Origin of the sequence: Janthinobacterium sp. BJB301, from assembly GCF_002735685.1 — a bacterium.
GTDB lineage: Bacteria > Pseudomonadota > Gammaproteobacteria > Burkholderiales > Burkholderiaceae_D > Janthinobacterium > Janthinobacterium lividum.
In genome coordinates, this window is record NZ_PDZJ01000001.1 from 2,857,815 (window position 1) to 2,883,491 (window position 25,677).

A 25,677-nucleotide genomic window follows, 5' to 3' on the forward strand; every position below is an offset into this window, starting at 1 on the left:
ACCGCCTGGCGGCGACGCCGCCCGTAACCCGCCGGATTCGCGCGGCCTAAGTCCCTGTATTTCCTCTTCTTTCCCGACATCTCCCCCCCTCCTTTTGTAGTGCACGACCGTTCAAGATTGGGCAATCTCAATTCTTGCGCTTTCCCCTCGTGGCCACCCCAAAAAAAGACCCCAGCATAAAATTGTCTGAAGTTACCTTCCGGTGCGCAAAGGATGGTTCGTTCAAGACGGCGCCGGCGCGCGTGGATGCAGACCCCAGCGACCAGGTGCACCCATGGCGCTATTTCGCCCTGTGCCCGGAATGCGGCAACGAATGTGCGCAGGCCCACTGGGAGCGCTCGCTGATGAAGGCCTGGCGCTCGGCCACCGGGCCAACGACGCCCGAGGGCAAGGCCGCATCGGCAGAAAACCTTGTCGGGCACCCGACGAAAGAAGAAAGCCTGCGCACGCGGTTCAACGCGATGAAGCATGGCGCGTCGGCGAAGGTGGCAACGTATTTCCCGGCCAAGCCAGACGGCTACGCCCTGTGCAAGAGCTGCGATGTCGACCGCGGCTTTTGCGCAGCGCAGCCGTGCTGCGTCAAGCAGACGCAGAACTTCATGACCCACCATGCCGCGTTCGAACAGCGCAAGCCAGGCCTGCTCACCAGCATGTACAGCGAAATGCAGGCGGCCGTGTTTTCCATTCTGCAGCAGGTGATCATGACCATCATTGCTGACGGCGTGAAGTTGACGCGGCCAGAGTTCCACTTTGATGAGCATGGCGACGTCAGTATTGCCACTTATACGGACGATGATTCCGGCGAGCGCAGCACCATCATGGAAGTGTCCGCGCATCCGCTGCTGAAGGTAATGGCCGACTTGCTGGTCAAAAACAATATGTCGCTGGCGGACATGGGAATGACGAACAAGGTAATCGAAGCCCAGGACTTGATGCCCGGCCAGGTTGCGCGCAATACCTCGCCACTGATCACAGCTGACGAATACCGCCAGCAACAAGTCGCCGCGTTGCGCGACCTGTCGAACAAGGTGCAGCGTTCGAACAAACTGACCTCGGCCGATCCGGTGCTGGTCGAGTATGGCCGCGAAAATGGCGTGGATGGCGATGTGATCGACGTGGACGTGACTGAAAAATGAGCGGCGCGCGCATCTCATCTGCACAGCGTATCAAGGTCGCCAGCCGGGCCGAGGAAGAAATCCTGCGCTACAAGGACGACCACGCCCTGTGGCACAAGCACGTCCATGGCGTAACCCTGGACCCGATGCAGGTCCTGAAGTGCATCGAAATGGACCTTTACCCGAACACGGTCGACTATTCCTGCCGGCGCGGCCGCAAGACGTCGGCCAAGGAAATGCACGCGTTAAAGAACCTTGCCTGCAACCCGCACCAGGAGTTGGGCATTTTTTCGCCGCGCCAGCAGCAGAGCCAGGCCAACCTGAAATATCACATCGAAGCCGTCGACCGCTCGCCCATCCTCACGGCCTACCTGGAGTACAAGAACGGCCGCGTGCAAAAGTCGGATACCAAATACCAGTTTTTCAACAAAAGCCGCGCCCAAGCCTACGGCATCATGTCGCAGATCGACGGTGATGGCCTGTCATACGCCTCGCTGGAGGAGATCGACGACATGCCGGCAGAGCGCCTGTACTCGCGCCTTTTCCCTATGCTGGCCGGCACGCAGCGCCTGGGCGCGCCGGAAGGCACCATTTTCAAGCCGCAGATCCGCATCACCGGCGTGTTCAAGGGCGCCGACACGCTGTCGAACCTGATCGAATCCGGCGCCTACCATGTCCTGCCGATCGTCAATGTGTACCTGGCGCTGGAGCTGGGCATCTTGGACCAGGGCTACATTGAGCAAAAGCGCACCGAAATGCCCAGCGGCGAATACATACGCCAGTACCTGTGCAAGAATGTCCTGGCACAAAACCACATCTGGTTAAAATATATCCGGCTGGCGATCACGGTCGGCCTGCAGGCCGGCCTGGCCGCTGCGGGGCCCCTGCCCGGCCAGCGCTACAAGAAGCGCGGTATCCTGTCATTCGGGTATGACCACACCGGCCACGGTGAAAGCCTGGCTGCCTCCAAGTCCGCCCTGGTGGTATGCGAGCAGATCGGCAATTTCGTTTTCTTCCCGTTCGTCATCAGCTGGCCGCCAGGTACCGACGACAACGTGATCCGGCGCGCGCTGGTAGGGTTTTGGCGTTACTTCATGCCAGATTCCGCCATGGGCGATGCGTACGGGGTCGGCATGCTGACTTCAGTAAATGACGACCTGTATGCCGAAGGCCTGACCGATATCGACCGGCGCACCATCGGCGACGGCGACAGCAACGCCAGCACTTGGGTGGAATGGCCGTTTGCCCCTATCAGGTTCGAGGGCATGATCAAACACAGTATGGCATCGGCATTGCGCGCGGCGCTGCACAACCGCCAGGCGGCCATTCCTTCCTTCGACGAGGACAGTACGGCCGCCGACAACGTGGAGTGGCAAAACTTCACGCGCCAGCTGGGCAACATCAAGCAGGTAGCAAATAAAACAGGAAGCTATCCCAGCTACAAGCAGGTCGACATCAAAATCGGCGACGATTATTTCGATGCCGCGTGCGCCGGCGTGTGGTGCCTGGTCACGCGCGGCGCCGACGCCATTCCAACAATTATCAGCGGCCGGACCCAGACGCGTGCGCAGCTGATGGGAGCCAGCCGTGGCTGATGATCGACCATACCAGGCTAATTCCACGGCATCCGTGCGGCCTGCCGCCGGCGCGCCACCAGTTGCGCGCAAGGTCCTGCCGCCTGTCAGCGCCGCCGAGCGCGAACGGATCGTGCAGACGATCGCCACCATCAAGGAAAAATCCCCCGAATTGCTGGCGTTTATCCAAGGCATGTACGAGCACGGCCTGATCGACGGCTGGCGCGCTGTCACCCTCACGAAGGAAAACGATGTTATCCCTGAATAAAATCGGCGGCATGTTGCGCGCCATTCTCCCCGCTACTTGGTCAAAAACCAGCACTGAGCGGGGCACACGGCTACGCGAAGGCGACCGCTATCGCAGCTTGTATCGCCAGTTTTATACGGATCCGGAGGTGCGCGAGGCAATCCTGGAAGTACGCGAGATGGACAAGCGCGATGGGCGCGTGAAAATGATCCATAGCCGCGTCGCACGCGACGTCATCAAGGGCGGCTTGGTGATGCAGCTGGCGACGCCAAACGCTGCCGTATCCGAGGCATGGACGAAGTTCCGCCAGCGAACGCAGCTCAACCGCATGGAAAAACTGAAATCGGATGCACGCGGGCTGGTGATGGAGGGCAATTTGCCCATGCAAATCGTGCTCGACGATCAAAATCGAGTGCAGTCGCTGGTGCGCATGCCTACCGAGACCATCGTGCCAAACGTCGACGACCAGGGCGTGTTCAAGGATGTCACCAAGGCATATTTCCAGCATGATCTGGTCACCGGCGAAGTAAAAGCCGAGTTTGCCCTCTGGCAGCTACACCTGGTGCGGTTCGATCCGGACAATTTTGACGATATGGGGTCGATAGGCCGGCCATTTCTGGACGCGAACCGCGAGACCTGGAAGAAATTGCGCATGACCGAGGAGGATCTTGTAATTCGCCGGCGCGTGCGCGCGCCGCTCCGGCTATCGCATGTGCTGGAAGGCGCATCAGGCCCGGATCTCGAAGCCTACGAGGCGAAAGTGGTGAATAATCAAAGCGAGATCACCACGGACTATTTCCAGAACAAAAAAGGCACCGTCACGCCAATCCAGGGCGACAGCAATCTGGACCAGGTGGCCGATATCGCCCTGCTGCTGGACTGCTTTTTCTCTGGCAGCCCGATGCCAAAAGGCCTTGCCGGCTATACCGATGGCCTGAACCGGGACATTCTGGAGGATCTGAAACGCGATTATTTCGATGAGATCGACGTCATGCAGGACACGCTCGCCTACGGCTATCAGCAGGCGTTCGCCATGGATCTGCTTTTGCAGGGCATCAATCCGGCCGAGGCCGATTTCAGTATCTGCTATGCGGAACGCCGAACCGAAACGCCGAGCCAGGCCTCCGACCGGGCGCTGAAGCTGCAGGCGCTGGGCTTACCCGAGAACATGATCTGGCAGGAGCTGGGATATGACCCTGCTTATATCGCCGCAATGAAAAAGCACCAGGCAAATGAGGTCGATCCGTATCCCGACGAAGAAGACGACATGCCGCAGCCGCCGGCGGCGCCACGTGTCAGCATCACGCCCGGCAATGGCCGCAAGGATGAATCAGGTACGGCGATCAGGAGCCGGCCATGAACCTGACGCCTGAGCAGCAGGCCGTGAAAGACAAATCAGCCGAAGGACGCAAGGAAATGCTGGCTGTCTTCACCGCTGCCCTGGTCGCCGTCATGCGGCTGTACCGCGAGGCAGTGGACGATATCGGGCAGATGCTGAGCAGCGCCGCCGGAATGACACCAGCGACAGGCGCTGCGCTGGGCGCCGACAGCGCCAGTAGCGGCGCCTGGGTAGGGACGACAGGCGCGGCCGCTGCCGGCGCAGGAAGTGGAGCAGCCAGCGCTGCTGGCGCCGGCGTATGGGCAGGTAGTGCCGAGGCTGCTGCTGTGATCGCCCCCGGCACTGCCAGTGCTGGTGCATGGACCGGTGCGGCCGCCTTACCTGGAACCAGCAGCGCAGCCGTTGCTGCTGCAGGCGCGATCAGGACCAGCGCAATGCCACAACTGATGCAGCAGATTCAGTCCAGGCTCAATAACCTGGCGGCGGCCCGCAACGCGGCGCTGGCCAGTGGCGTCGACAAGGCGGCGGAAATCGGCGTGCGCCCGTTCATTGGCAGGGTCAGCAACGCCCAGCTGGCCGCAATGCGTGTCGAGGCAGTACAGTCTGTCTGGTCTCACGTAGGCCCTGACAAGCTCAAACTATCGGACCGGATTTGGCGCATAGACCGGCATGCGAATGAAATCGTTCGCGGCGCCGTGCAAAACGCGATAGTGCGCGGCGATGGGGCGGCCCAGGCTGCGCGCGATTTCCTTGCTCAAGGCGTGAAACCGCCGCCTGAACTTGCATTGGCACAGGAAGCGGGCAAGGTCGACAGTATTAAAAAATCAGTATCCCAAGGGCTGCTGACTGGCAAGGGAGCTCCCGTCGACAACGCCACGCGCGTCATGCGCACCGAGTTGAACCGCGCGCACGCGTTCGCCTACCAGAGCAGCGCTGCAGCCGATACGGACTCAATCGGTACCAAGTTCATGCTCTCGCCACGCCATCCGCGCGTCGACATCTGCGATTTCCATGCCCGGGCCAATCTGCATGGCTTGGGGCCGGGAGTCTATCCGCATGGTCGTAGCCCACTGCCGGCGCACCCGAACACTCTCAGTTTCGAGGTGATCGTCTACGCGGATGAGGTGACTGCAACGGATCGCAAAGGCAAGCAGACCCCGACAGAGTTCCTTGCGACCGTGGCCAGCAAGGATCGCGCGGGCATCCTGGGCGCGAACAAGAACGAGGCCTTTGAAGCAGGCAAGCTGCGCGCGACGCAAATTCGCAGCCGCTGGCGCGACGTGAAGCGCCGCATAGACCGGCAAAACGAGCTGAAACCCTAACAATCCCCCCCCTCCTTTTGTATAGCCAAGCCATCGAAAATAGGGGCTCAATCAGCAGAGTAACTAGGCAACCGATGAACAAAACCTCTCGTCACATCCGTTTGGATGCCAGCCATACCGGCACAGTGCGCTTCCTGTCCGGCCTCAGTGAGACCCTGGGAAACGGCGGCGCATCCACCTGGGTCACGATCACCCGCACGGGGAAATTCACGGATCCGCGCTACGGCGAATTCGAGATCTCGCGCACGTTGCTATCAGCCATGGTCAGCAACTTCGAAAAGCGGGTTTTCGGCCAGGACGTGTTCATCGACGTGGCGCACAAGCCGAACGACGGCGCCGCGGCCAAGGTCATTCAGCTGAAGATCGAGGGTGACCGACTGCGCGCCCTGTGCGAGTGGACCACGTTTGGCCTGGAAGCTATCCGGAATCGCGGCTACCGCTACCTGTCGATCGAATACCACGAGCACTACAAGGATAACGAGAACGGTACCGATTTCGGGCCGGTCATGATGGGTGCAGCCTTGGTCGTGCGTCCCGCCATCAAGCATCTTGACCCTATCCAGCTGTCCGAAGTAACCGACCAGGGCATTCCCGTCCTGATCCATCCCGAACTCCAAACCAAATTACTGCAGGAGCTGCACATCATGCATAAAAAAGCACTTGAATTACTGAAAGCCAAGCTGGTAGCCAAAAAACTGGCCGCCGCCGTTGTTACCTCGCTGATGGCCGCCGCCGAAAATGCGGTCGCACTGGTGACCGACGAGGCAGCGGCTACCACGCTGCTGGCGTCGTTCGATGAAGCCGGTACCCAGCTGGCCGAACAAATCGGCGGCCAATCCATCACCCTTTCGATCGACACGGGTGCCGGTACCGGCATGAACCAAGACCAGGTGATCGCCTTGATGGCATCGGAGAACGCGCGCGCCGTCGCCGCCGCACAAACTATTGCCGACAAGCGCACCACCAATATCAAGCTGCTGAGCGAAACCATCGGCGCCGTGGCCACCTTCGACGAACCGACCAAGAAGCTTCTGGCCGAAGCCGTCGAGCCGCTGGTCACTGCGGATATGACGGCTGACCAGGTGGTGACGCTGGCGCAGGTGCAGATCAAGCAAGGTAATGACCTGGCCGTGGCGCGCCAGCTGTCGGCGCTGGGCTACCATGCTCCGCTGGGCAGCGTCCGCATCCCAGGCCTGGTGATCGTCGGCGACGAGCCGAAGAAGCTCCAGGGCATCTACCGCGATCATCTGAAGCTGACTGAGTCGTTTGCCAACGGCAAATTGCGCCTGTCCGAAAAAGACAATGCTTTCATCAGCAAGGTGCTGGCCGAGTTTGACCGACTCCATGCGCCACAGATATCCAACGAGGTCAAGATGCTGTCCGGCGGCCAGGTCGGTATGGCCGACACCAGCCTGCCGGTGGGCTTCCGCCGCGAGGTAATTCGTGAAGCGTTGTCGGACCTGCGCGTACTGGAGCTGGTGCAGACGCTGACCGACTTCACCGCTACCGTCATTACGCAGATTCCTTACGAAGTGCGCGACGTTTCGCAGATCGTCAACGACGGTATCGTCTTCGAAGGCCAGCCCATCCCACGCGCTGGTATCGGTCAATTTATGGACACCGCCTATATTCTGCCGATGAAGTTGGCGATGATGATCAGCAATGAAGCCATCCACTTCACGCAGTCCGCCGCCATCAACTGGGATGCCATGGCCCGCAACGTCGAAAGCAACGCGCGCATCATGCGCGAATTGATCTGCCGTCGCATTCTGAACGAACTGCAGCGCGCGTCCGATTCGTATGGCTCGGTCGCCGTGGCCGCTGAATCGTTCACCTCCCAGCTGACCGGCGCAGCATCCCAGGTGAAGACCGCGGCCTTCCCTGTCGTACGCGCATTCCAGCAACGCGACCTGCAGGGCAACAACATCGGCGCGGCCGTGAACCCGATCACCGTGGTACTGAACTCGGCGCCCTGCCTGCCATACGACGGGACCAATAACCAGGCAGCTGGTACCTATTACCGTATCAACAGCTACAACCTTGGCTATGTCCAGTTCGTCAACCAGCTGGGTGCGGCAGTCACGCCGGCCAACACGGGTAACAACACCATCACCTATAGCCGCGCCACCAACGTGGCCAAGGTCGACCTGGACGTTGCAAGCGGCTTGACGTTCGAACAGCAGATGAACAAGCCGCTGCAAAGCATTGGCAGCCGCAAGGCGATGCTGCTGAGCCAGCGTTTCGTTCAACCGGACTTCACGCTGATGTCGCCGGCCATGAACGACAACCTGACCAATGCCGAGCAGTTCGCCGTATCGCGCAAGCGCGACGGCAGCGACACCTCGAGCACGGGCGACCTCGAAACTGTAAAAGGCCTGCCGGCGTACGCCACCAATGCACCAGGTGTGGACATGGGCGACGAGCGGATCTTGATCGGCCAGCGCGGCCTGCTCGGCTACGTAGTCAGCAAGCCCTTCATCACCGGCCAGCCTTTCGAGGCGGTAGATGCCCAGGGCCGCCCCATCGGCAAGAAGCAGGCATACGGTGAAGAGTATTCGGCTATCAAGGTGCCAACGCCGATCGCCAACCGTATGACCTCCGTGCTGGCGTTCAGCTTCACTGGCCGCTAATCCGCACTAGCACCCGGCGCGCAGGCGCGGCGCCGGGTCAACGAACTGAGAAAATCCAATGAAAACTGAACACTTCACCAACGAAACGATAAATTTCATGCACATTGGCGGCGTCACCATCCCGCCAGGTGAAACACGCGAGGTCGACGCTACGCTGCTACCAGGGCATGAGCAGGAAGAAGTCTTGCCGAACGACGTTCCTCCCGATCCGCTGGCGCAGCTGATGGCCGGCAGCGTGGCGGTCATCACAGCAGCCTTGCCAACCCTGTCGGACGCCGATCTGGCGCACGTGACCGTGATGGAAGAGGCTGGCGTGGCCCGCAAGTCCATGCTGGCCGCGCTGTCGGCAGAAAACTTGGCCCGCGCCGCGGCAAAACAGGACTGACCTCATGCCTGGAACGATGTCCCTCTCCGACCTGGTTGCCGACCTGACCGCGTCGCTGCATGACGCAATCGAAGTCTTCGACGCGCCAAGCGACCTGCAACGCTTGCTCAAGACGGCAGCTGCGGACTTCAGCACGCACCGCCCGCGCACGCTGCTTGGCAAGCTTACTGTGGAGATTGGCCGCATCGACTACCCTGCGCAAGACGATATGTACCAGTTCAAAAGCTCGCTGTGGGGCCATGCACCTGTGCCGCGCGCCAAGCCCTGGGAGCGCAGCTGGCCGGGGCCCATGCCGGACGTGCGCACGGTCGACGGTGCCACTGGACGCGAGCTGCACCTGATACCGGCTCCGACGGCGCTGCAGTTGATGACGCTGGGCTCCGAATTCCGATACTACTATTTCGGCACTCACACTATCGGCGAAACAGCCGCCGAGACCACCTTATCGCAGGACGACCGCTTTCTGCTGCTGCTGCGCGCGCAGGCCGAGGCCATGCGCGAGCTGATGATCCGCAATATCAAAAAACCGGTGGCGATGCGTGATGGCCTCAATTCATCGCCCCGCAATTCCACGCCGGCGGCGATGTATGAAAAGTTGATGGAAGAGTGGTCCTGCAAAGTAAAACGGATGGGTGTATGACAGCCATCTCCTTTAACGTTGATCTGCGCCGCCTGCAGCAGCGCGTCTTACGCGGCGAGAAAATGGCTCCCGCCACCCTGGACCGCTTTGTCCAGCGTGCCGCGAACGAATTCACGCGGGCCGAAAAGATCCAGGCACCCAAGGCACTCAGCCTGCTGACCAACAGCATCCAGGCCACAAAGCTGGATACCGCGTACTACAGCGTCGGTCCACGTGTGAAATATGCTGCGGCCGTGAATAACGGCGGCCGGCCGCACTGGGCGCCCCTGCAGCCGCTGAAGGACTGGCTGCGGGTGACCAAGCGCGTGACCGACCAGCATGAACTGCACGACCGAGCCAAAGGCCTGCAGCGCTTCATCGCCGCCCACGGCACGAGGGCGAACCCGTTTGTATCGCGCACGAGGACAAAAATGGATAACCGCGTTATCGAGCTGCTGCGCACGGGTGCTGAAACGGCCTTTGGCCAGGACTACCAATGAATCCGCAAACCCCGGAATCGAAAATCCTCGGATCATTCAAGGAGGCACTTGCCACCGCCTACCCGCTGCGCACCGTCACGCGTAGCCTGAAGGATTTCGCTGATCGCAAGCCAGCCGAACTAAAGGCCGGCGTCTATACCATCGTCGTCAAGGAACAGCCCGGCGACGATATTTTTCAGCAAATGCTGAAATTCGTCGTGGTCGGCCAGGTTGAACTGATCGAAAAGGCCGAAGGCGTCGATATCGAAGAAGCCGAGCTGCGCATGGCGCGAGAGATCAAGACCCTGGTACAGCGCCAACTGCGCGGACCTCTGCTTGCGATCAAGGGCATCGACCATTCCGCCCAGCTCGAATGCCCGTACGGCTGGATCGCGGTATCGATCGACGCTGGCCCTTACGATGGATCCGAGCCCCTGACTGAAGACGAAGAGCTGGGCAACCTGGCCGACTTCCTCACCTTTCGGGCCGATATCGATGTGGCCCAGCCCCACCAATCGGCAGCCGAGCACGCGGGCTGGGCGCAGGATCCACCCGACTACAGCAACAGCAAACCCGACGCGCAGATGCGCGTCGATCTCCCACGGAGTTAAGCATGATGACGCAACACCTTGTAGTACCCCGCGCCGGCATCCTGGTGCCGCTGCCGGACGGAAACGGAAATCTACCGCCAGATGGTCGACCGGTTGTCCTTTCGTCGTACTGGTACCAGCGCGAACGCGACGGAGACCTGACCATTCATCCGCTGTCCGATCCAGCTGACGAAGTCGGCGCCATAACGCTGGAAAAAAAGAACGCAACCACCAAAACCCGGGCCAAATAAGGCTCTTCTTCCTCACTGCTGCATTTTTAAAAGGACTACGCCATGGCCGACAACGTCAGCTTCCGCGATATCCCGGCCGACGTTCTGGTGCCGGGCCAATACATCGAGATCGACAGCTCGCGTGCCGATCAGGGCACGCCACCGATCCCGCGCAAAATCATCATCATCGGCCAGAAACTGCCGGGTGGTACCGCAATTACCACGCCGCCAACTGAAACCCAGGTGGCCAGCGCCGACCAGGTGATCCAGCTGGGTGGCCGCGGCTCGCTGCTGGCACAAATGGCTGTCGAGGCGTTCAAGGCCAATCCCTACGGCAAATTCACTGCTATTGCCGTCGATGATCTTGTTGGCGGCACCGCTGCCACCGGCTCCATCCTCGTCGCCGGGCCCGCCAGCGCTGCTGGCACCATCGCACTCTACCTGGACGGCACCCTTGTGCAAATCGGCGTGAGCGCCGGCGATACGGCAGCCCAGATTGCAACGGCAATCGCCGCGCGCATCAACGCAAACCCGGATCTGCCGCTGTCCGTGCCAGTGGCACCCACGTCGGCCACCGTCGCCCTGGTGGCCAAGCATAAAGGCGAGTGCGGCGTCGACATCGACGTGCGCCATTCGTTCTACCTGGGCCAAAACCTGCCCGCCGGCGTGGCGCTGACCGTCACGCCGATGGCTGGCGGCACTGGCAATCCCGATATCGGCCCGCTTCTGGCGGCAATCGCCGGTGACGACCGCGTGGTGCTGATCTGTCCATGGACCGACAGCAGCAACATGGTCAAGATCGAGGCTGACTTTGCCGAACGCTACGGCCCGATGAAGCAGCAGGAAAGCCACTGTTTCGCCGGCCTGGCAGGCAGCTACGCCACGCTGGTGACCTATGGCGCCGGCCGCAACAGTCCGCACGTGTCCATCATTCCGCGCGAGGGCAATATGGTCGCCCCCTGGCGCCTAGCGGCGTCGGTTGCCGGCCTGTGCAGTCTGCGCGGCACAAGCGACCCTGCACGGCCCTACTACGGCATGGTGTTGCCCGGCATCCCGGCGCCAGCGGAAAATGCCCGCTTCGACACGCCCACCCGCAACAATCTGCTCAAGGCCGGCATTTCCACCCTGCGCTACGACGCAAGCGGCGCAGCGTTCATCGAGATCGTGGCCACCACCTACAAAACCAACGCGTTCGGCGTGCCCAGCCGTGCCTATTTCAAGCTGCAGAGCAAATGGACGGCCGATTACTTCCGCTACGCCTGGAAACGGCTGATCGCCACCCGGTATCCAGATTTCAAACTGGCAAACGACGGTACGAATTTTGCACCTGGCCAGCCTATCGTCACGCCAAGCGTGCTGCGCATCGAGACGATTGCCCTGGCGCGTGATCTGGAATATGCCGGCATCATCGAAAACGTCGACCAGTTCAAGCAGACGCTGGTGATGCTGCGTTCAAACGCCAATCCGAACCAGGTTAACGCGGTAGCCTCACCGAACCTGGTCAACCAGTTCGATGTATTCGCGGCCGCCATCCAGTTCATCAATTAACCCAGGCAGCGGCTGGTCGGCGCGTAGGCGCCACCAGCTGCAAGCCATAACACAAGGAGCACCACATGGCAGCATTGCTTGCCCGGCTGAAAATGACCTTTAACGGTCAAACCTACGCCACCGAAGAACGCAGCACCGAAATCGATATCGGCGGAGCCGATAACGAACCCGTCGTTGATGCGGCAAAAAATACCCACACTGCTGAAAAGCTGAATCCGGGTATGTTCCGCTGCACCCTGCTGGCCATCGAGGGCTTCAAACTGCGCCCGGTGCAGGAGATGGACAAGGGCACCATCATCGCCGAAGGCAACAACGGCTTGAGCTATGTCATGCGCAACGCCAAGTGTGGCAGCGCGCGTGTCTTCGGCGCAGGCGGCAAGATCGCGGCCACGTTCTACGGCGATGTGGAGGAAATGTAATGGCCACTTTTACTGGAGATTTCAAAAAAGGCATGAAAATCGGCGGCTCGACCTATAAGGATTTCGAACTGCGCGAGCTGACCACGGCCGACATGCTCGATGCCGAGCTGATTTCGCCAAGTAACAAGCCGATGAATTTCAATGCGGCAATGGCCAGCCTGCAGCTGGTGCGCGTAGGCGACTATACCGGTCCCTTCACGCTGAACATGATCCGCGCCCTGCATCCGAAAGACTATGACGCCATCGTCGATGGCCTGAACGAGGTGGCCAAGTTGGGGGAAGATTAATTGCCGTGAGAGGGGAACGGCTATTGTCGGTCCTCTTTCTCGGCAAGGTAACAGGCTGGGCCGAGGAAGAAATTCTGGCCATGCCCCGTTCCCGCTTCAACTTTTACATTGAACAATTAACAACAAACAATGAGGATGGGTGATGGCCGATCGGAAAGAAGATATCGCGGTCCGCATCGCCGTCGATTACGCCAAGGCCTTGGCGGACATCAACGCATTTGTGTCCGCCGCAGGAAAATCATTCGAAGCGCTGCCGAAGTCCGTACTGATGGTGGCCAGCGCGGTCAATGTCCTGAGCGAGCGCAGTACCAAGGCCCAGGTCGATATCGCGCGCATGACCACCACGGTCAGCAACGGCATGAACGCCCTTCCCCAATCCGTGCAGAACGTCAGCGACTCGGTGGACCGCCTGACGCAGCGCATCGAGCGCATGGGCCGAAATGATGGTCCTGAGCAGCTGCGCCGCAATATGCGGCAAGCCAATGACGAGGCGACAAAACTTGTCACCACCTTCGACCGCTTGAAATCAGCCGGTGCCTCCATCGGCGCCGGCATTGGCTCGGCAGCTGCTGGGCTCGCCGCAGGCAAGGCCGTGCTGATGCCCTACCTGGAGCCAGCACTGGACTATGGCGTCGCCTTGGCTCACCTTGCTAACGTGAGTTACAGCGATCGCTCGACCGAGGGACGTATTGCCGGGAAAAAAGAGCTGGACGCCACGATTGTCAATTCCATGCGGTCCGGAGGCGGGACACGCGATACCGCTCTTGCCGCCCTGAATTCCATGATCGCCTCGGGTGCGGTCAGTACGGACGAGGCTAAATACATGCTGCCAGGCATCGTGCGCGGCTCCAGTGCCGCAAATGCTGTTCCTGAGCAGATCGCCGGTATTGCCATCCGTGGCCTGCAAAACTTCGGATTCAAAAAAGAAGATCTGCCTTCCGTGATTGACATGGCGCTGAACTCGGCCAACCTGGGCGGCTTCGAGGTCAAGGACATGGCCCGCTGGCTGCCGCAGCAGATGGCAGAGGCCGCGGCCCTGGGTTACAAGGGTAAACAGGGTTTTGCGCAGCTGCTGTCGCTGAACCAGGCCGCGATTACAACGGCTGCAACGCCTGACATGGCCGGTAATAACGTGGTCAACCTGCTGGCAAAAATCAATGGCGTCGACACCCAGAACGATTTCAAGAAACTGGGCATCAATCTGACAGGAAGCCTGCGCGCTGGCGTGGCCCAAGGCATTGATCCGCTGACTTCGTTCTCCAAGCTGATCGACGGGATCATGAAAAAGGACAAGGCCTACCAGGAACTAGAGGCCAAACTGAAAGGGGCCAGCGGCGCCGAGCGGCGCGACATCATCGAGCGGCAGATGCAGCTCCAGGAAGGAACCGCCATCGGCAAGGTATTGCAGGATCGCCAGGCCCGTGGCGCTTATCTGGCATTCCGCCAGCGCGGCGCGGCATTTACAGAAATGACTGAAAAGGTCTTGAACCATTCCGATGGCATGACCGATAAAAACTACGACGTGGTCTCCGCTCAAACTGGTTTCAAGCGGCAACTGGCCCTGAATGAGGAACAGAATGCGCAGACGACGGCTCTGGACAAGCTCAACCCGGCGCTTGAGAAATACTATGATCACGTCGTCAAGAGCGCCAAGGCGCATCCCGAGCTGACGGCAGCAATCGAGGGCGGCAAGATCGCCGTCAACACGCTGACAGCTGCTGCCGCTGGCGCCTCGCTTGCGCTTCTTCTTCTACGAAAAAATGCCGTGGCCGCGGCTGGCGCCATGGGAGGAGTCGGCGGTGCCGGCGGCCGCGCGGCAACCGGCGTACCATTTCGCAGCCTTCTGGCAGGAAGCCTCAAGGTCGCCGCGCCATTGGCATTGCTGGGCGCAGGCTATGAGGCCTACAGCGTTTATTCAGACGAAGAAATGACCCAGCGTCAGAAAAAAATTGCTTATACGGGCGTGGCCGGCGGTGCAGCTGGCGGCGTGATCGGCGGCGCTGCTGCAGGCGCTGCTCTTGGCAGCTTCTTCCCAGTTGTCGGTACCGCGATTGGCGGCGTGATCGGGGGCGGCTTGGGATACTGGGGCGGCAGTAGCGCCGGAACCCTGGCCGGCGAGGCGATGTTTGGCGAGCGGCCAGCTGTCGACAAACTGCTGGCCGAGACCATGCCAAACCCGTCAATGCAGCGCGCGCTGAGCACCGGCTATAATGCGCCACCGATCGACGCCAGGCTGAAACTGGATATTGCATTTGATGACGCAGGCAGCCCGTATGTAAAGCAAAAGAGCCTGGGCGGTACAGGGATACGGCTGGATACAGGGCCTATGATGACGTATTGAGGTGAATGGAGGAAAAATGCTGCGAATTGCGTCTGGGCTGATGCTCATTCTTTTGACCGCTTGCAGTGGCAGCGATACAGCACGGCCGGTACACGCCAGTACATCCACGGCTGCCGCTGCGCCGCTAGCGCCTGCCACCACACCGACTGCCGCCACGGATATCCTTGTTCCGGCCAATCCAGGTGAAATATCAGCATCGCCAGCGGAAAAGCTGGCGGCGCGTGCGCTGGCCTTAGATCTGTTAAAGGTGATGCAAAGTCTGGAAGGCGTCGTTGACGACAGCACCATCATGGACGATACGACTCGCTATGGCCGATATTTTTACAGCGCGCTTGATGCTCCACTGGTTCGCTGGCAGAAAATGGCAGATAGCAGTCAAATCGATCCTTTCGGCAACCTTGGCTATTGCCGCGAGGCAGGCCAGGCGCTTGCAAGCCTCGGCCAGATGGTTCATTCCAAAAGCTTTGGGCAGCAGTTCCTGGATGAACGGCGGACACAGTATTCTGAGGCACTGCCGAAGTGCCAGCGTGCCCTTCGTTCCTCGTCATAGATAGCCTTTTCTTGCTGTTTCAGCAGCATTCTACCTAACAACCTCCCCCCTCCTTTTGTGTTGCAACACACGGCAAACTCGGTCTCACTTCATCTTGTGACCGAGCCTTGCCGTGAATTTCCGCGACACACTACAACCAGCCAGCTTCCGCGGCGTCCCGTTCCACGTTTCCAGTTCGGAGACGTCGGTAGGCCGCCGCATGGCGGTGCACGAATTTCCGCTGTCAGATACACCGCAGGCAGAGGACCTGGGGCGCCGGCCGAACGAATTCACCTTGGACGGCTTCCTGATCGGCGACGATTACATTGACCAGATGAAGCGCCTGATTGGTGCCCTGACCGCTCCCGGTCCAGGCACTCTGGTGCATCCATCGCGTGGCAGCATGCAAGTAGTGCTGCCCTACCCCAGCCGCCTGCGTGAGGGTTTCATCGAAAAACGCGGCATGGTCGCCTTCAGCCTGGTGTTCCTGGACGTCGGCAAGGCCGAGCAGCTTTCCTTTGCCGCCGCCACCGATACCCAGCAGGTTGTCGAGGACAAAGCCGATGCCGCATATGACCCGTGCGGTGGCGCCTTCGTCAAGAAAATGACGGTTGCCGGCGCGCCGGACTGGTCGGTCGGCTCGCTGGTGTCTGAAATCAACCGGGTATCCGACAAGATTGCCCAAGTGCGCGACGGCATGGGCCTGAACCTGACGGCCCTGTCGTCCATCACCCGCTCGGCGGCCCAATTCAAATTCAACCTGACCACCTTGCTGAACAAGCCGGCCGACCTGGCCAATGCGCTGATCAGCCAGGTGCGCAGCCTGACGGACCTGTTCGACTTCAATGCGCCGCGCGGCATTTCCGCGTTTTCGGCATCGCGCTATACCAAAGGCCCGCTCACGGCGATGCTGGGCCTGGCCACCTACGGCCTGGCTGGCACTGCGACCGCGCGTCCGGCGGTTCCGCAGAACGGCACGGCGGCGCGCGCGCAGCAGGCCTCGAACCAGGAGGCCGTGTTTGCGCTGGTGCGGCAGGCGGCCGTGATCGAGGCCGCTCGCGCCGTCGTGTTCCAGCCCTTTCCCAGTTTTAACGATGCTGCGGCGGTGCGCGATGCCATCTATGACGCGATCGACGTCCAGCTACACGATGCGCCCGACCCTGTGTACCAGGCGCTGGTCGACGTGCGCGTGGCGGTGGTGGCGGATATCGCCGTGCGGGGCCTGGACCTGACGCGCCTGGCTACCGTAACGCTGCAGGAGTCGGTACCGGCTACGGTGCTGGCGTATCGCCTGTACGGCAGCACTGCATACGCCTCCGAGCTGGTGGAGCGCAACAATATTTTGAACCCTTTGATCATGCCGGGCGGCGTTCCGCTGGAGGTGCGCAGTGTCTGACCTGGTGCAGCTTAAGGTGGGCGGCCGGCTGTACGCCGGCTGGAAGGCCGTGAGGATCGAGGTGGGTATCGAACAAGCGGCAGGTGCTTTCGACGTCAGCGTCAGCGATCGCTGGTCGGAACAATCCGAATCCTGGCCTATCCGCCCTGGTGATGCCTGTGAGGTAGTGCTCAATGGAAAAACTGTCATCAATGGCTTTATCGACGAGGCGCGTCCATCGTTCGACAGGAGCAACCACGGCATTTACATCAGCGGCCGCGACAAAACGCAGGATCTGATCGATTGCTCCGCCATTTACAAAACTGGCCAGTGGAAAGGCGCCAGGCTGGACAAAATCGCCACTGACATCGCCAAGCCGTTCGGTATTAATGTGAGTGTGTCTGCCGACGTCGATATCGGCGCCGCTTTCGACAGTTTCAACATCGAAGACGGCGAGCGCGCATTCGAAGCGATCGAGCGCGCCGCCCGCATGCGCGGCGTGTTGGTGATGACGGATGGCGCTGGCATGCTGCTTCTTTCCACCGCGTCGACGGAAAAAACCGATGCCGAGCTGACCCAGGGCGTGAACGTGCTGCACGCTGAACTGGTGCTGAGCTGGAAGGAACGCTACAGCATGATCACCGTAAAGGGCCAGGGAAAAGGCACCGCCGACAGCTATGGCGCCAAAGTGGCTCACGGCCAGGCCAGTACCACCGACACCGCCATCGCGCGGTACCGGCCGCTGATCGTGATTGCCGAACAGCACGGCCAGGGTCCAAGCTTCACAGCGCGCGCCGAATGGGAGCGAAATGTACGGCGCGGCCGCGGTACCCGCGCCGTGGTCAAAGTTCCCGGCTGGACCTACGCCGCCGGCGCCATCTGGCGGCCAAACACTCTTGTTGGCGTCAACCTCCCCTATCTTGGGCTGCAACAGGACATGCTTATTGTCAAATGCCTCTACACCATGGACGAGCGCGCCGGCAGTGTCACCGAGCTCCAACTGGTTGACCCAAGCGCAGTTCAGCAGTTGAAAGGCGTGCGAGGCACGGCGCTGGCCCGCCGCATTAGCGGCAAGGATGGACTGGCATCGAATCGCAAGGCCGCCAAGGCCAAGGCAAAAAAAGGGCCTGGCGTCATCATCGACCCCGCCACAGGGCGTGAATTGAAGGAAACCACACCATGAGCGATAGCCTGCGCCGTATGGTCGAGCCGCTGCAGCGCAAATTGCGCATGTTGGCCGGCCGCGCCGTGATCCGCCTGATGTCGGACGCTGTAACCGCCCAGGTAGAAGGCCTGGCGGATGAAGTGCGCGATGGAGCTGAAGTTTTCCAGCAATACGGTTTCCGCTCCCTGCCCCTGCCTGGCGCCGAAGGCGTCATGCTGTCCCTGGGCGGCAGCCGCGACCACACGGTCGTGCTGTGCGTCGATGACCGACGCTATCACGCCACAGTGCTGGCCAGCGGCGAGTGCGTGATGGAAGACCATCTGGGCAAGGCTGTCCACTTCAAGCTGGACGGCTCGATCGAAGTCATCGCTGCCACCAAGGTACGCTTCGACGCGCCACTGCTCGAGTCGAATGGCGATATCCGCGACCATTGCGATGGTACCGGCATCACGATGGCGCAGATGCGCTCCATCTTCAACGAGCATAGCCATCCGGATAGCCACGGTGGCAACACTGACAAACCGCTGCAGGAGATGTGATGGCAGATATTCGCACTGTGATCATCATCGGCGCCGACTCCTTTCCTGTGATCGACTACGCCATGAACGGTTTGCTGCTGGCCGACGACGACGGGCTCGTCACTGCTGTGATCATCTCGCTGTGGACTGATCGCCAAGCCAACGCCGACGATGCCCTCCCAGCCGGCTCTGACCGGCGCGGCTGGTGGGGGGATGAGCTGAGCAGCACCTTGGGTGACAAGATCGGCAGCCGCCTTTGGCTGAATGACAACGCCAAGCAGCTGGCCAACGTGCTGGTGCAGGATCGCGCCTACGCTATCGAGGCGCTGCAATGGCTCATCGATGACGGCGTGGCCAGCGCGGTTGACGTGGTGGCCAGCAATCCGCGCGCGGGCGTCCGGGCACTGGATATTGCGATTTCCCGTCCTGACCGGGCAGTGGCCCGCTATCAATTCTCACGATTCTGGAACGACTGATGCCATTTGAAACCCCTGACCTCTCCACGCTGAACGACCAGGCGGCATCGAGCATCGAAGCCGAACTGCCAGGCAGCGACGCGCGCCTTCGCCGCAGCAATCTTGGTGTGCTGGCGCGCGTGATGGCTGGCTTCACCCATGGGCTGTATGGCTACCTTCGCCGTTTCCTGGAAGAGTGCCTGCCTTGGAACAAAGGATTCCTGTTGGAAATGTGGGCAGGAATCTGGAAAGTCTACCGAAAGCCGGCTGTATCAGCGGAAGGCTACGCTACGTTCACCGGTGCCAACGGTGCTCCGATCGATGCAGGAACAGCGCTGCAAACGGCCACGGGCCAGGCATATGAAACGGCCGATGGCGCGGTGATCGCCAGCGGCGTGGCCCGCGTTCGCGTGCTAGCGGCAGAGCCAGGCAAAAGCGGAAACCTGGCTGCCGGCGTGCAGCTGGCCCTGATCAACGCCGTGGCAGGCGTTGCCGGCACCGCCATTGTCGACGCGGCCGGCATCAGCAACGGTAGCGATATGGAGACCGTCGATGCGCTGTATGACCGCTACCTGGCGCGCGTGCGCACACGCGCCAATGGCGGCAGCGCTGATGACTACATCAGCTGGGCACTGGAAGTGCCGGGTGTCACGCGAGCATGGACTGTACCGAACTGGTCGGGCATCGGATCCGTTCTTGTCCTATTCGTTCGTGACGGCGATACCCCGGCGTTGCCGGACCCTGCGGCCATTGCCGCTGTCCAGGCGCACATTGACCTGGTACGCCCGGTCACCGCCGATGTCACAGCAGCTGGGCCGCAGGTCAAGCCAGTGAATTTTTCAATTGCGGTGACACCGAACACTTTGGCAGTCCGTACAGCAGTGCAGTCCAGTCTGGACGACTTGTTCCTGCGCGAGGCAGACGTGGGCGCCACCCTGCTCTTGTCGCATATCACCCGTGACATTTCGCTGTCGCCAGGCGAGACCGACCATACGCTGTACGCACCAGTTACGAACGTGGTATGCGCCGCGAATGAAATGGCCGTACGCGGCACGATCACGTGGATCTGACATGCGCCCACTGACCAAGCCCGAAATTCTCTCCCTGCTGCAAAAGTTCCTGCCAAGCGGAGCGGCCTGGCCCCGTGCGCTTGGGACAGTGCTGTCGAGTCTCCTGGAGTCGTTTGCCCATGGCATGGCACAGATGGATTTGCGCCTGCAGGAACTGCTGGCTGAAATTAATCCGTCGACGGCATCCGCTCTCTTGCCAGAATGGGAAGCCTTCGTGGCTCTGCCTGACGAATGCTGCACTTTAACGAGCGCACCGCTGGATGAGCGTCAGCGTTTGGTCGTTTCCAGGCTTACCGATGTCGGTAGTCTGTCACGAGCCTATTTTTTACAGATGGCCACGGATCTCGGCTACCAGGATGTCGCTATTACAGAATTCCGCCCCACGCACTGTGAAATGACCTGTGAGGTACCCGTGATGGACGAGCGCTTTCGCTTTCTCTGGCAGGTGAACCTACCGCGGCAGGGCAACAACTACACAGTTTTCAGGGTAGGCGCACGCTGCGATGAGCGGCTCGATCGCTATGCCTTCGGCTCCCTGGAGTGCCAGCTGATGCGCCTTAAGCCGGCTCACACGCAAATAATTTTCACCTACAAGGAGCTCGCTGATGAAGCGAATTGATGGGCTTGACGCTGCCATGGATTTGTTCGGTCCCGGCAAGCCAGGTTTCAAGGAACAGGTGCCAGGCGTGTCGCTGGCCACCGCATTGACCGCGCGATGGTTTAACGCGGTCCAGGAATCCATCGTACGGACGATCGAGGCTGCTGGGCTGCAATTGTCCGAGGCGGACATGGGGCAGTTTGTGGCGGCACTTGGCCTACTCGATGCTGCCGCGCGTGATGCCGCCATTATGGCGGCCGCAGTTGACGCCACTAACAAGGCCGCAGGGGCACGCGCTACCGCCATCGCTGCAGCGGATATTGACGCCACGAACAAGGCCAATGCAGCACGCATTGCCGCCATCGAGGCCGCTACCAACGCTGCAGCGCTCGATGCGACCTCCAAGGCCAATGCTGTGATCCCCAGTGGTACCCGGATGCTGTTTCAGCAATCGAGCGCCCCAGCAGGATGGACCAAGGACGTTACCCACAACGATAAGGCCTTGCGTGTCGTCAGCGGCGCGGCGGGGTCTGGCGGCGCCCTTGATTTTAGCGCTGCGTTTGTAAGCGGCAACGTTGGCTCCACGACGCTGACCATTGAACAGATCCCGGCGCATGACCATGGAACCCCAGCGTATGCGCGGGATGGTTCGAGCGCTCACCTCGGCGACGGTGGTACGGCTACCACCTTTCCTGGGGTTAAAACCGGCTCGACTGGCGGCGGGCTCCCCCATAGCCATTCCATCAATCTCGCCATCAAGTATGTCGACATCATCATCGCAACCAAGAACTGAACATGAAACTTGAACCTGGAAAATTCTGCCCACTCATCAAGAAAGACTGCATGGGCCTGCAGTGCAGCTGGTTTACGCAGGTGCGCGGCACCAACCCTCAGAGCGGCACGGAGGTCGACAACTGGGCTTGCGCAATCGTATGGATGCCGATGTTGTTGATCAACACGGCGCAAGAGGTCCGCCAAGGTGCTGCCGCAACGGAAGACTTTCGCAATCAAATGGTGCATGCCTCGGAAAAAGCCTTGCGGATGCATGTCGCTATCGCGGGCATGCAAGATGCATTGAAGCCCATCACGCTCAACCAGGACGGTAAATAATGAATCGCATTGAGACAGTAAATCGTGAGATCGATAAATTTGGTCCTGGAAAGGATGGCTTTCGTTCGGCTCAGCCTGGCGTTAGCGAGCCTACCTACCTATCAGCGGAATGGTGCAATGGCGTTCAAGAGTCGCTTGCGCGGACGATTGAGGCTGCAGGCATGGTTCCTGACGCGAGTCTTGATCAGTTTACGTCCGCACTTCAGCAACTGTTCGGGGTATTCATGCCGGATGGCGACCCTGCGATTGTTCGCAACATTGGCGACAAGCTGACGGATTTCGCCAACGTGCGTGACCAAGGAGCGCTGGGCAATGGGGTAAACGATGATATTGAGGCAGTACTACGCGCCCGCTCTAAGTCGAGATTCATCCATTTCCCTCGCCGGGCCAACAAGGACACGACTTACTTTCTAGGATGGTTTTCCTCCGATGCGCTGCGCGGGGCGACAATCTCCACCGACCGTGGTGTAGTTTTGTCGTTCGCGTCAAATCAATACAACCTATTCAAAGACTTAGTATTTGATAGCGACATTGAGGTCTTTTTCCGGGATATCGGTGTCCGATACTACTTCCCAAAAACGCCAAGTGAGTTCAAAAAAGACTCCATGCCAATGGTCACGCCCGGTACAGCGTGCATACGGACTGCACTTAATTGCAGCGATGATCGGCAAGTGTCGGCCCGCTCCGTGGTTTGGCCAACTGGAGATGTATTTAGTGACGAGCCTGTAACTCGTACCGGCGACACATTGGCATTCGCAGCGCGCGCCAGCGAGAGTTTCCGGGGGGCATTTGTCGATTTGGGGCCTTATGAGACCGTTTCAGCATTTTTTGATAACGGTGTATCGCGGGGTTCAATCGGGATCATCTTGCGTGGACGCGGCGGGTATTCAACGATTTACACCGCCGGCGGTGCCGTGAATTACTTTACTGCGCAAAAAGTGATTGGTGCTCCCATGACAGGCAACAATGCCAGTTTGCCGTGGTCGACCCTTGGCCAAGGCCTCTACCAGTCATATCACGCCGAAAACTCGGTCTGGAGCATTACGCGCATCTCGCGCAGCCGCGTCATTGTCAAGCTAAATGGAAAAGCCCTGACAGCTCCATATTTGGACGCCATAGGTGACGTTGTCGAGATTGGCTTCGTGACGTTCGGCAAACAGGCGTTTTCAGTATCTGGACTGACTGTCGAACGCCGTACCGATGCGATTATTGGCGCCCAGCAGTTGGAGGAATTGCGTATTTTCGGTGACTCTACCGCTGAAACTTTTCCAGGGTCTTGGGACCAATACCTTCGGCAGCAGATCGACGGCGTTGCCGGGCTAAGGCTCGGTCTGGTGCGGAATTTTTCGGTTGCAGGTACGACCCTTGAGCAAGCCTATGCGTCCATGCAAGCGAATGGGTTTGGCTCCTCCTATTACGTCCTCGTCTGCACTGGCACAAATAACGGTCAAGGGCAATCGGAGCTGACTGGGTTTAAGACGTTGGTGGCCACCATGGTTGACTATATTTTGGCAAGCGGCCGCAAGCCAGTAATTGTTATTCCAGGCATGTGGTACACGCAAGCGCAGGCAGGCGGAAAGGGGCAGGCGTCCGGAAATTACGATAAAGCGGCTCCCTACCGCATGGTGATGGAACGGATCGGATTTGAGAAAAAATGTGTCGTCGTCAAAATCAACGAAGAGCTTCCCAATCCTGACCCGCGCTACTTGATCAGCAACCCGGCAACAGCACTTCTGCGGGACAACATTCATCAAGACGTTTTGGGTTATCAACTGTACGCCCGTGCTATCGCACAGGCGATTGTGAACGATTACTGCACCATGTCCGGTTCGGTGGAAGCACTGGCTGCTCCAGACAAATTTCTGAACGGTGCTACTTCGATAGGCGATGTTCGATATGTGTCGGAAAAAAATGGGATGGGTTGTTTGCTGGGGACAGTCGGGTTGACTAGTGCAGCAGATAACACGGAAATAATCGAAATGCCACGATGGTGCTGCCCGACCTATGACACCAATTTCGATGCTCAGGCATTTTCGGCCAACGGCGCTACAAGTTTGGGCGTTTGTTATTTGTACTTCAATTCTGCCACGCGGCGCCTCGTCATCCGATTCGCACCAATAGGCACTCGCGTGCTGATGTTGGGCAGTTTGACGTTCAAAACATTGTAGTACGCCTCTCGCTCAACTTCACTCACTCCTCACTCGCCTGGAAAGGTAATTATGGCTATCGAAACAACCGCCGCCGGCGGCGCATTGATCAAAATTTTTGGCATCCCGGTTCTTGCCGGCGCTGCCGCAACCTCACTGGGATTCATGTTTATGTGGCCAAAAACTGCCAAGGAAGCGGGCGTGCGCTTCTTCGTTACCATTCTCTTTTCCGCCCTGATGGGCCCGGCCCTGGTGGTGGTCGTGCGCAACTGGATGCCGGGCCTGTTCGACAGCGCGCGCGCCGTCGCCGTGCTGTACGGCAGCGACCCGGCGCTGGGCTTCCTGTTCATTGCCGCGCCGCTGATGGTGGCCGCAGGCCTGCCCGCCTGGTGGGTGCTGGGCGCCACGGTGCGCTGGTTCGACAAGCGCCGCGACAAGGATATCGGCGAGCTGGCGCGCGACGCGGTCGCCGTCGTCAAGGATGTGCGGGGTGGCCTGTGAGCGCCATCACGCTGGTCCAGCTGCTGGCCATCATGCCGCTGGCGCGCCCGCGCGCGGAAGCCTTCCTGGCGCCGCTGAACGCAGCCATGGTGGAATTCGGGATCACGACGCCGGCGCGCCAGGCATCGTTCCTGTCCCAGGTCGGGCACGAGTCCGGGCAGCTGCGCTATGTGCGTGAGCTGGCCAGCGGCCAGGCCTACGAAGGGCGCGCCGATTTGGGCAACACGCAGCGCGGCGACGGCGTGCGCTTCCGTGGTCGCGGCCTGCTGCAGGTGACTGGCCGCGCCAACTACGCCGCCTGCGCCAGGGCACTGGGCCTAGACCTGTTGGCCCAGCCAGATCTGCTGGAGAAGACCGTCAACGCCTGCCGCTCGGCCGGCTGGTTTTGGCAGACGCGCGGCCTGAATGCCCTGGCCGATGCTGGCGACCAGGAACGGGTGACGCGTCGCATCAACGGCGGCGTGAATGGCTTGGCAGAGCGTCTGGCGCTGTTCCAGGCGGCCCGTAAGGCGTTGGCGTGAGTGCGGCGTTGTGGAGGGGAATTGCCATGATGCTGGCCGTACTGCTGCTTGTGGCCGGCATAGCCATTGTCGTCGCTTTCAGGAAAGGCACACAGGAAGGGTTTGATCGCGCCACATCGGAGCGGGCCGCGCGGGATGCTGTCGCCATAGTTACCCGGGCGCGCGACAACGCTGCGCTATCGCTCAAGCATGATTCCATCAACAGAATTATCACGAAGGTAAAAAATGAAGAAGTTGCCCCTGTTGTTCAGCGTATTTATGTTGACCGCGTGCGCGTCGGTACCGGAACCTGTGGACCTGCCAGCTCGGCCGACACCCAAGGCGCCGGCGGCAGCAATGGCCCCAATCCACCCGGCCGGCTGGTACGCGATGACGTCGAGCGAGATACGCGAACGCTGACGGAGGCGGTCGAGCAGGACCTGGCAACAGGCCGCGCGTGTCAGGCCTTCGTGAGAGAAAACGGAATGGCGCCATAGGTACTGCCGCAAGACGCGGGCGCACAAGCGGCCGGCGGGATGCGGTTTTCATTGCACCTCGAAATTGATTTGATATACTGTGTTTTT

The 25,677-nt window shown here is 60.2% G+C and carries 28 protein-coding genes; all 28 read left to right on the plus strand.

The window, feature by feature from the left end; translation table 11 throughout:
- Window positions 1-182 precede the first annotated feature (182 nt).
- A complete protein-coding gene (locus CSQ91_RS12700) occupies window positions 183-1,136 on the plus strand; it encodes a hypothetical protein (protein WP_099388428.1) in 954 nt (317 codons plus the stop codon).
- Complete coding sequence (locus CSQ91_RS12705) at window positions 1,133-2,710, plus strand: hypothetical protein (RefSeq protein ID WP_099388429.1); 1,578 nt, start codon at window positions 1,133-1,135, stop codon at window positions 2,708-2,710. Before CSQ91_RS12700 ends, CSQ91_RS12705 begins: the two co-directional genes overlap by 4 nt.
- Complete coding sequence (locus CSQ91_RS12710; RefSeq protein WP_143451021.1) at window positions 2,703-2,957, plus strand: hypothetical protein; 255 nt, start codon at window positions 2,703-2,705, stop codon at window positions 2,955-2,957. The genes CSQ91_RS12705 and CSQ91_RS12710 overlap by 8 nt, the downstream gene beginning before the upstream one ends.
- A complete protein-coding gene (locus tag CSQ91_RS12715) occupies window positions 2,941-4,296 on the plus strand; it encodes a hypothetical protein (protein WP_099388431.1) in 1,356 nt (451 codons plus the stop codon). Before CSQ91_RS12710 ends, CSQ91_RS12715 begins: the two co-directional genes overlap by 17 nt.
- Window positions 4,293-5,597, plus strand: coding sequence for a hypothetical protein (locus CSQ91_RS12720; protein WP_099388432.1), 1,305 nt, complete (start codon window positions 4,293-4,295; stop codon window positions 5,595-5,597). The genes CSQ91_RS12715 and CSQ91_RS12720 overlap by 4 nt, the downstream gene beginning before the upstream one ends.
- A 74-nt stretch (window positions 5,598-5,671) precedes the next feature.
- Window positions 5,672-8,227, plus strand: coding sequence for a phage protease (locus CSQ91_RS12725; protein ID WP_099388433.1), 2,556 nt, complete (start codon window positions 5,672-5,674; stop codon window positions 8,225-8,227).
- Window positions 8,228-8,285: 58 nt separating this feature from the next.
- On the plus strand, window positions 8,286-8,612 hold the full coding sequence (locus tag CSQ91_RS12730) for a hypothetical protein (protein WP_099388434.1): 327 nt from the start codon (window positions 8,286-8,288) through the stop codon (window positions 8,610-8,612).
- A 16-nt stretch (window positions 8,613-8,628) separates the two neighbouring features.
- A complete protein-coding gene (locus tag CSQ91_RS12735; RefSeq protein ID WP_099388435.1) occupies window positions 8,629-9,252 on the plus strand; it encodes a hypothetical protein in 624 nt (207 codons plus the stop codon).
- On the plus strand, window positions 9,249-9,731 hold the full coding sequence (locus CSQ91_RS12740) for a hypothetical protein (protein ID WP_099388436.1): 483 nt from the start codon (window positions 9,249-9,251) through the stop codon (window positions 9,729-9,731). The genes CSQ91_RS12735 and CSQ91_RS12740 overlap by 4 nt, the downstream gene beginning before the upstream one ends.
- Entirely contained in the window at window positions 9,728-10,321 is a 594-nt protein-coding gene (locus CSQ91_RS12745; RefSeq protein ID WP_099388437.1) for a hypothetical protein, read from the plus strand. Before CSQ91_RS12740 ends, CSQ91_RS12745 begins: the two co-directional genes overlap by 4 nt.
- A gap of 2 nt (window positions 10,322-10,323) precedes the next feature.
- A complete protein-coding gene (locus tag CSQ91_RS12750) occupies window positions 10,324-10,551 on the plus strand; it encodes a DUF2635 domain-containing protein (protein ID WP_099388438.1) in 228 nt (75 codons plus the stop codon).
- A gap of 42 nt (window positions 10,552-10,593) precedes the next feature.
- A complete protein-coding gene (locus CSQ91_RS12755; RefSeq protein WP_099388439.1) occupies window positions 10,594-12,078 on the plus strand; it encodes a phage tail sheath C-terminal domain-containing protein in 1,485 nt (494 codons plus the stop codon).
- 65 nt (window positions 12,079-12,143) lie between these two features.
- The gene (locus CSQ91_RS12760; RefSeq protein WP_099388440.1) at window positions 12,144-12,497 is read left to right on the plus strand and encodes a phage tail tube protein; all 354 of its coding nucleotides are present in this window, start codon (window positions 12,144-12,146) and stop codon (window positions 12,495-12,497) included.
- A complete protein-coding gene (locus CSQ91_RS12765; protein ID WP_099388441.1) occupies window positions 12,497-12,784 on the plus strand; it encodes a phage tail assembly protein in 288 nt (95 codons plus the stop codon). Before CSQ91_RS12760 ends, CSQ91_RS12765 begins: the two co-directional genes overlap by 1 nt.
- A gap of 142 nt (window positions 12,785-12,926) precedes the next feature.
- Window positions 12,927-15,125, plus strand: coding sequence for a phage tail tape measure protein (locus CSQ91_RS12770; protein WP_099388442.1), 2,199 nt, complete (start codon window positions 12,927-12,929; stop codon window positions 15,123-15,125).
- A 16-nt stretch (window positions 15,126-15,141) separates the two neighbouring features.
- Window positions 15,142-15,675 (plus strand): hypothetical protein, encoded by a 534-nt coding sequence (locus CSQ91_RS28675; RefSeq protein WP_143451022.1) that lies wholly within the window; start codon window positions 15,142-15,144, stop codon window positions 15,673-15,675.
- Between the two features lie 112 nt (window positions 15,676-15,787).
- The gene (locus tag CSQ91_RS12780; RefSeq protein ID WP_099388444.1) at window positions 15,788-17,050 is read left to right on the plus strand and encodes a DNA circularization protein; all 1,263 of its coding nucleotides are present in this window, start codon (window positions 15,788-15,790) and stop codon (window positions 17,048-17,050) included.
- Window positions 17,043-18,212, plus strand: coding sequence for a phage baseplate assembly protein (locus tag CSQ91_RS12785; protein ID WP_099388445.1), 1,170 nt, complete (start codon window positions 17,043-17,045; stop codon window positions 18,210-18,212). The genes CSQ91_RS12780 and CSQ91_RS12785 overlap by 8 nt, the downstream gene beginning before the upstream one ends.
- Window positions 18,209-18,733, plus strand: coding sequence for a phage baseplate assembly protein V (locus CSQ91_RS12790; RefSeq protein WP_099388446.1), 525 nt, complete (start codon window positions 18,209-18,211; stop codon window positions 18,731-18,733). The genes CSQ91_RS12785 and CSQ91_RS12790 overlap by 4 nt, the downstream gene beginning before the upstream one ends.
- Entirely contained in the window at window positions 18,733-19,188 is a 456-nt protein-coding gene (locus CSQ91_RS12795) for a phage GP46 family protein (RefSeq protein ID WP_099388447.1), read from the plus strand. The genes CSQ91_RS12790 and CSQ91_RS12795 overlap by 1 nt, the downstream gene beginning before the upstream one ends.
- On the plus strand, window positions 19,188-20,237 hold the full coding sequence (locus CSQ91_RS12800; RefSeq protein ID WP_099388448.1) for a baseplate J/gp47 family protein: 1,050 nt from the start codon (window positions 19,188-19,190) through the stop codon (window positions 20,235-20,237). The genes CSQ91_RS12795 and CSQ91_RS12800 overlap by 1 nt, the downstream gene beginning before the upstream one ends.
- Window position 20,238: 1 nt before the next feature.
- Window positions 20,239-20,856, plus strand: coding sequence for a YmfQ family protein (locus CSQ91_RS12805; protein ID WP_180278412.1), 618 nt, complete (start codon window positions 20,239-20,241; stop codon window positions 20,854-20,856).
- Window positions 20,843-21,628 carry a hypothetical protein gene (locus tag CSQ91_RS12810; protein ID WP_099388450.1) on the plus strand — a complete coding sequence of 262 codons (786 nt, stop codon included), beginning with the start codon at window positions 20,843-20,845 and terminating at the stop codon, window positions 21,626-21,628. Before CSQ91_RS12805 ends, CSQ91_RS12810 begins: the two co-directional genes overlap by 14 nt.
- Before the next feature lie 2 nt (window positions 21,629-21,630).
- Window positions 21,631-21,945 (plus strand): hypothetical protein, encoded by a 315-nt coding sequence (locus tag CSQ91_RS12815; RefSeq protein WP_099388451.1) that lies wholly within the window; start codon window positions 21,631-21,633, stop codon window positions 21,943-21,945.
- Window positions 21,945-24,113: an SGNH/GDSL hydrolase family protein gene (locus CSQ91_RS12820; RefSeq protein WP_099388452.1), complete on the plus strand. Its 2,169-nt coding sequence runs from the start codon at window positions 21,945-21,947 to the stop codon at window positions 24,111-24,113. The genes CSQ91_RS12815 and CSQ91_RS12820 overlap by 1 nt, the downstream gene beginning before the upstream one ends.
- A 150-nt stretch (window positions 24,114-24,263) precedes the next feature.
- Complete coding sequence (locus CSQ91_RS12825; RefSeq protein WP_240317545.1) at window positions 24,264-24,593, plus strand: hypothetical protein; 330 nt, start codon at window positions 24,264-24,266, stop codon at window positions 24,591-24,593.
- Window positions 24,590-25,114, plus strand: coding sequence for a glycoside hydrolase family 19 protein (locus tag CSQ91_RS12830; protein WP_257217305.1), 525 nt, complete (start codon window positions 24,590-24,592; stop codon window positions 25,112-25,114). The genes CSQ91_RS12825 and CSQ91_RS12830 overlap by 4 nt, the downstream gene beginning before the upstream one ends.
- Window positions 25,115-25,140: 26 nt before the next feature.
- Window positions 25,141-25,590, plus strand: coding sequence for a hypothetical protein (locus CSQ91_RS12835; RefSeq protein ID WP_099388453.1), 450 nt, complete (start codon window positions 25,141-25,143; stop codon window positions 25,588-25,590).
- The last annotated feature ends 87 nt before the right edge of the window (window positions 25,591-25,677 follow it).

What these genes read in the sequence shown, in the direction of transcription:
- CSQ91_RS28675 (WP_143451022.1), top strand. Translation starts at nt 15,142, where the DNA reads ATGCTGCGAATTGCGTCTGGGCTGATGCTCATTCTTTTGACCGCTTGC.
- CSQ91_RS12760 (WP_099388440.1), top strand. Translation starts at nt 12,144, where the DNA reads ATGGCAGCATTGCTTGCCCGGCTGAAAATGACCTTTAACGGTCAAACC.
- CSQ91_RS12730 (WP_099388434.1), top strand. Translation starts at nt 8,286, where the DNA reads ATGAAAACTGAACACTTCACCAACGAAACGATAAATTTCATGCACATT.
- CSQ91_RS12810 (WP_099388450.1), top strand. Translation starts at nt 20,843, where the DNA reads ATGAAGCGAATTGATGGGCTTGACGCTGCCATGGATTTGTTCGGTCCC.
- CSQ91_RS12745 (WP_099388437.1), top strand. Translation starts at nt 9,728, where the DNA reads ATGAATCCGCAAACCCCGGAATCGAAAATCCTCGGATCATTCAAGGAG.
- CSQ91_RS12795 (WP_099388447.1), top strand. Translation starts at nt 18,733, where the DNA reads ATGGCAGATATTCGCACTGTGATCATCATCGGCGCCGACTCCTTTCCT.
- CSQ91_RS12750 (WP_099388438.1), top strand. Translation starts at nt 10,324, where the DNA reads ATGATGACGCAACACCTTGTAGTACCCCGCGCCGGCATCCTGGTGCCG.
- CSQ91_RS12755 (WP_099388439.1), top strand. Translation starts at nt 10,594, where the DNA reads ATGGCCGACAACGTCAGCTTCCGCGATATCCCGGCCGACGTTCTGGTG.
- CSQ91_RS12735 (WP_099388435.1), top strand. Translation starts at nt 8,629, where the DNA reads ATGTCCCTCTCCGACCTGGTTGCCGACCTGACCGCGTCGCTGCATGAC.
- CSQ91_RS12705 (WP_099388429.1), top strand. Translation starts at nt 1,133, where the DNA reads ATGAGCGGCGCGCGCATCTCATCTGCACAGCGTATCAAGGTCGCCAGC.
- CSQ91_RS12715 (WP_099388431.1), top strand. Translation starts at nt 2,941, where the DNA reads ATGTTATCCCTGAATAAAATCGGCGGCATGTTGCGCGCCATTCTCCCC.
- CSQ91_RS12835 (WP_099388453.1), top strand. Translation starts at nt 25,141, where the DNA reads ATGATGCTGGCCGTACTGCTGCTTGTGGCCGGCATAGCCATTGTCGTC.
- CSQ91_RS12805 (WP_180278412.1), top strand. Translation starts at nt 20,239, where the DNA reads ATGCGCCCACTGACCAAGCCCGAAATTCTCTCCCTGCTGCAAAAGTTC.
- CSQ91_RS12790 (WP_099388446.1), top strand. Translation starts at nt 18,209, where the DNA reads ATGAGCGATAGCCTGCGCCGTATGGTCGAGCCGCTGCAGCGCAAATTG.
- CSQ91_RS12825 (WP_240317545.1), top strand. Translation starts at nt 24,264, where the DNA reads ATGTGGCCAAAAACTGCCAAGGAAGCGGGCGTGCGCTTCTTCGTTACC.
- CSQ91_RS12725 (WP_099388433.1), top strand. Translation starts at nt 5,672, where the DNA reads ATGAACAAAACCTCTCGTCACATCCGTTTGGATGCCAGCCATACCGGC.
- CSQ91_RS12820 (WP_099388452.1), top strand. Translation starts at nt 21,945, where the DNA reads ATGAATCGCATTGAGACAGTAAATCGTGAGATCGATAAATTTGGTCCT.
- CSQ91_RS12815 (WP_099388451.1), top strand. Translation starts at nt 21,631, where the DNA reads ATGAAACTTGAACCTGGAAAATTCTGCCCACTCATCAAGAAAGACTGC.
- CSQ91_RS12770 (WP_099388442.1), top strand. Translation starts at nt 12,927, where the DNA reads ATGGCCGATCGGAAAGAAGATATCGCGGTCCGCATCGCCGTCGATTAC.
- CSQ91_RS12765 (WP_099388441.1), top strand. Translation starts at nt 12,497, where the DNA reads ATGGCCACTTTTACTGGAGATTTCAAAAAAGGCATGAAAATCGGCGGC.
- CSQ91_RS12740 (WP_099388436.1), top strand. Translation starts at nt 9,249, where the DNA reads ATGACAGCCATCTCCTTTAACGTTGATCTGCGCCGCCTGCAGCAGCGC.
- CSQ91_RS12720 (WP_099388432.1), top strand. Translation starts at nt 4,293, where the DNA reads ATGAACCTGACGCCTGAGCAGCAGGCCGTGAAAGACAAATCAGCCGAA.
- CSQ91_RS12800 (WP_099388448.1), top strand. Translation starts at nt 19,188, where the DNA reads ATGCCATTTGAAACCCCTGACCTCTCCACGCTGAACGACCAGGCGGCA.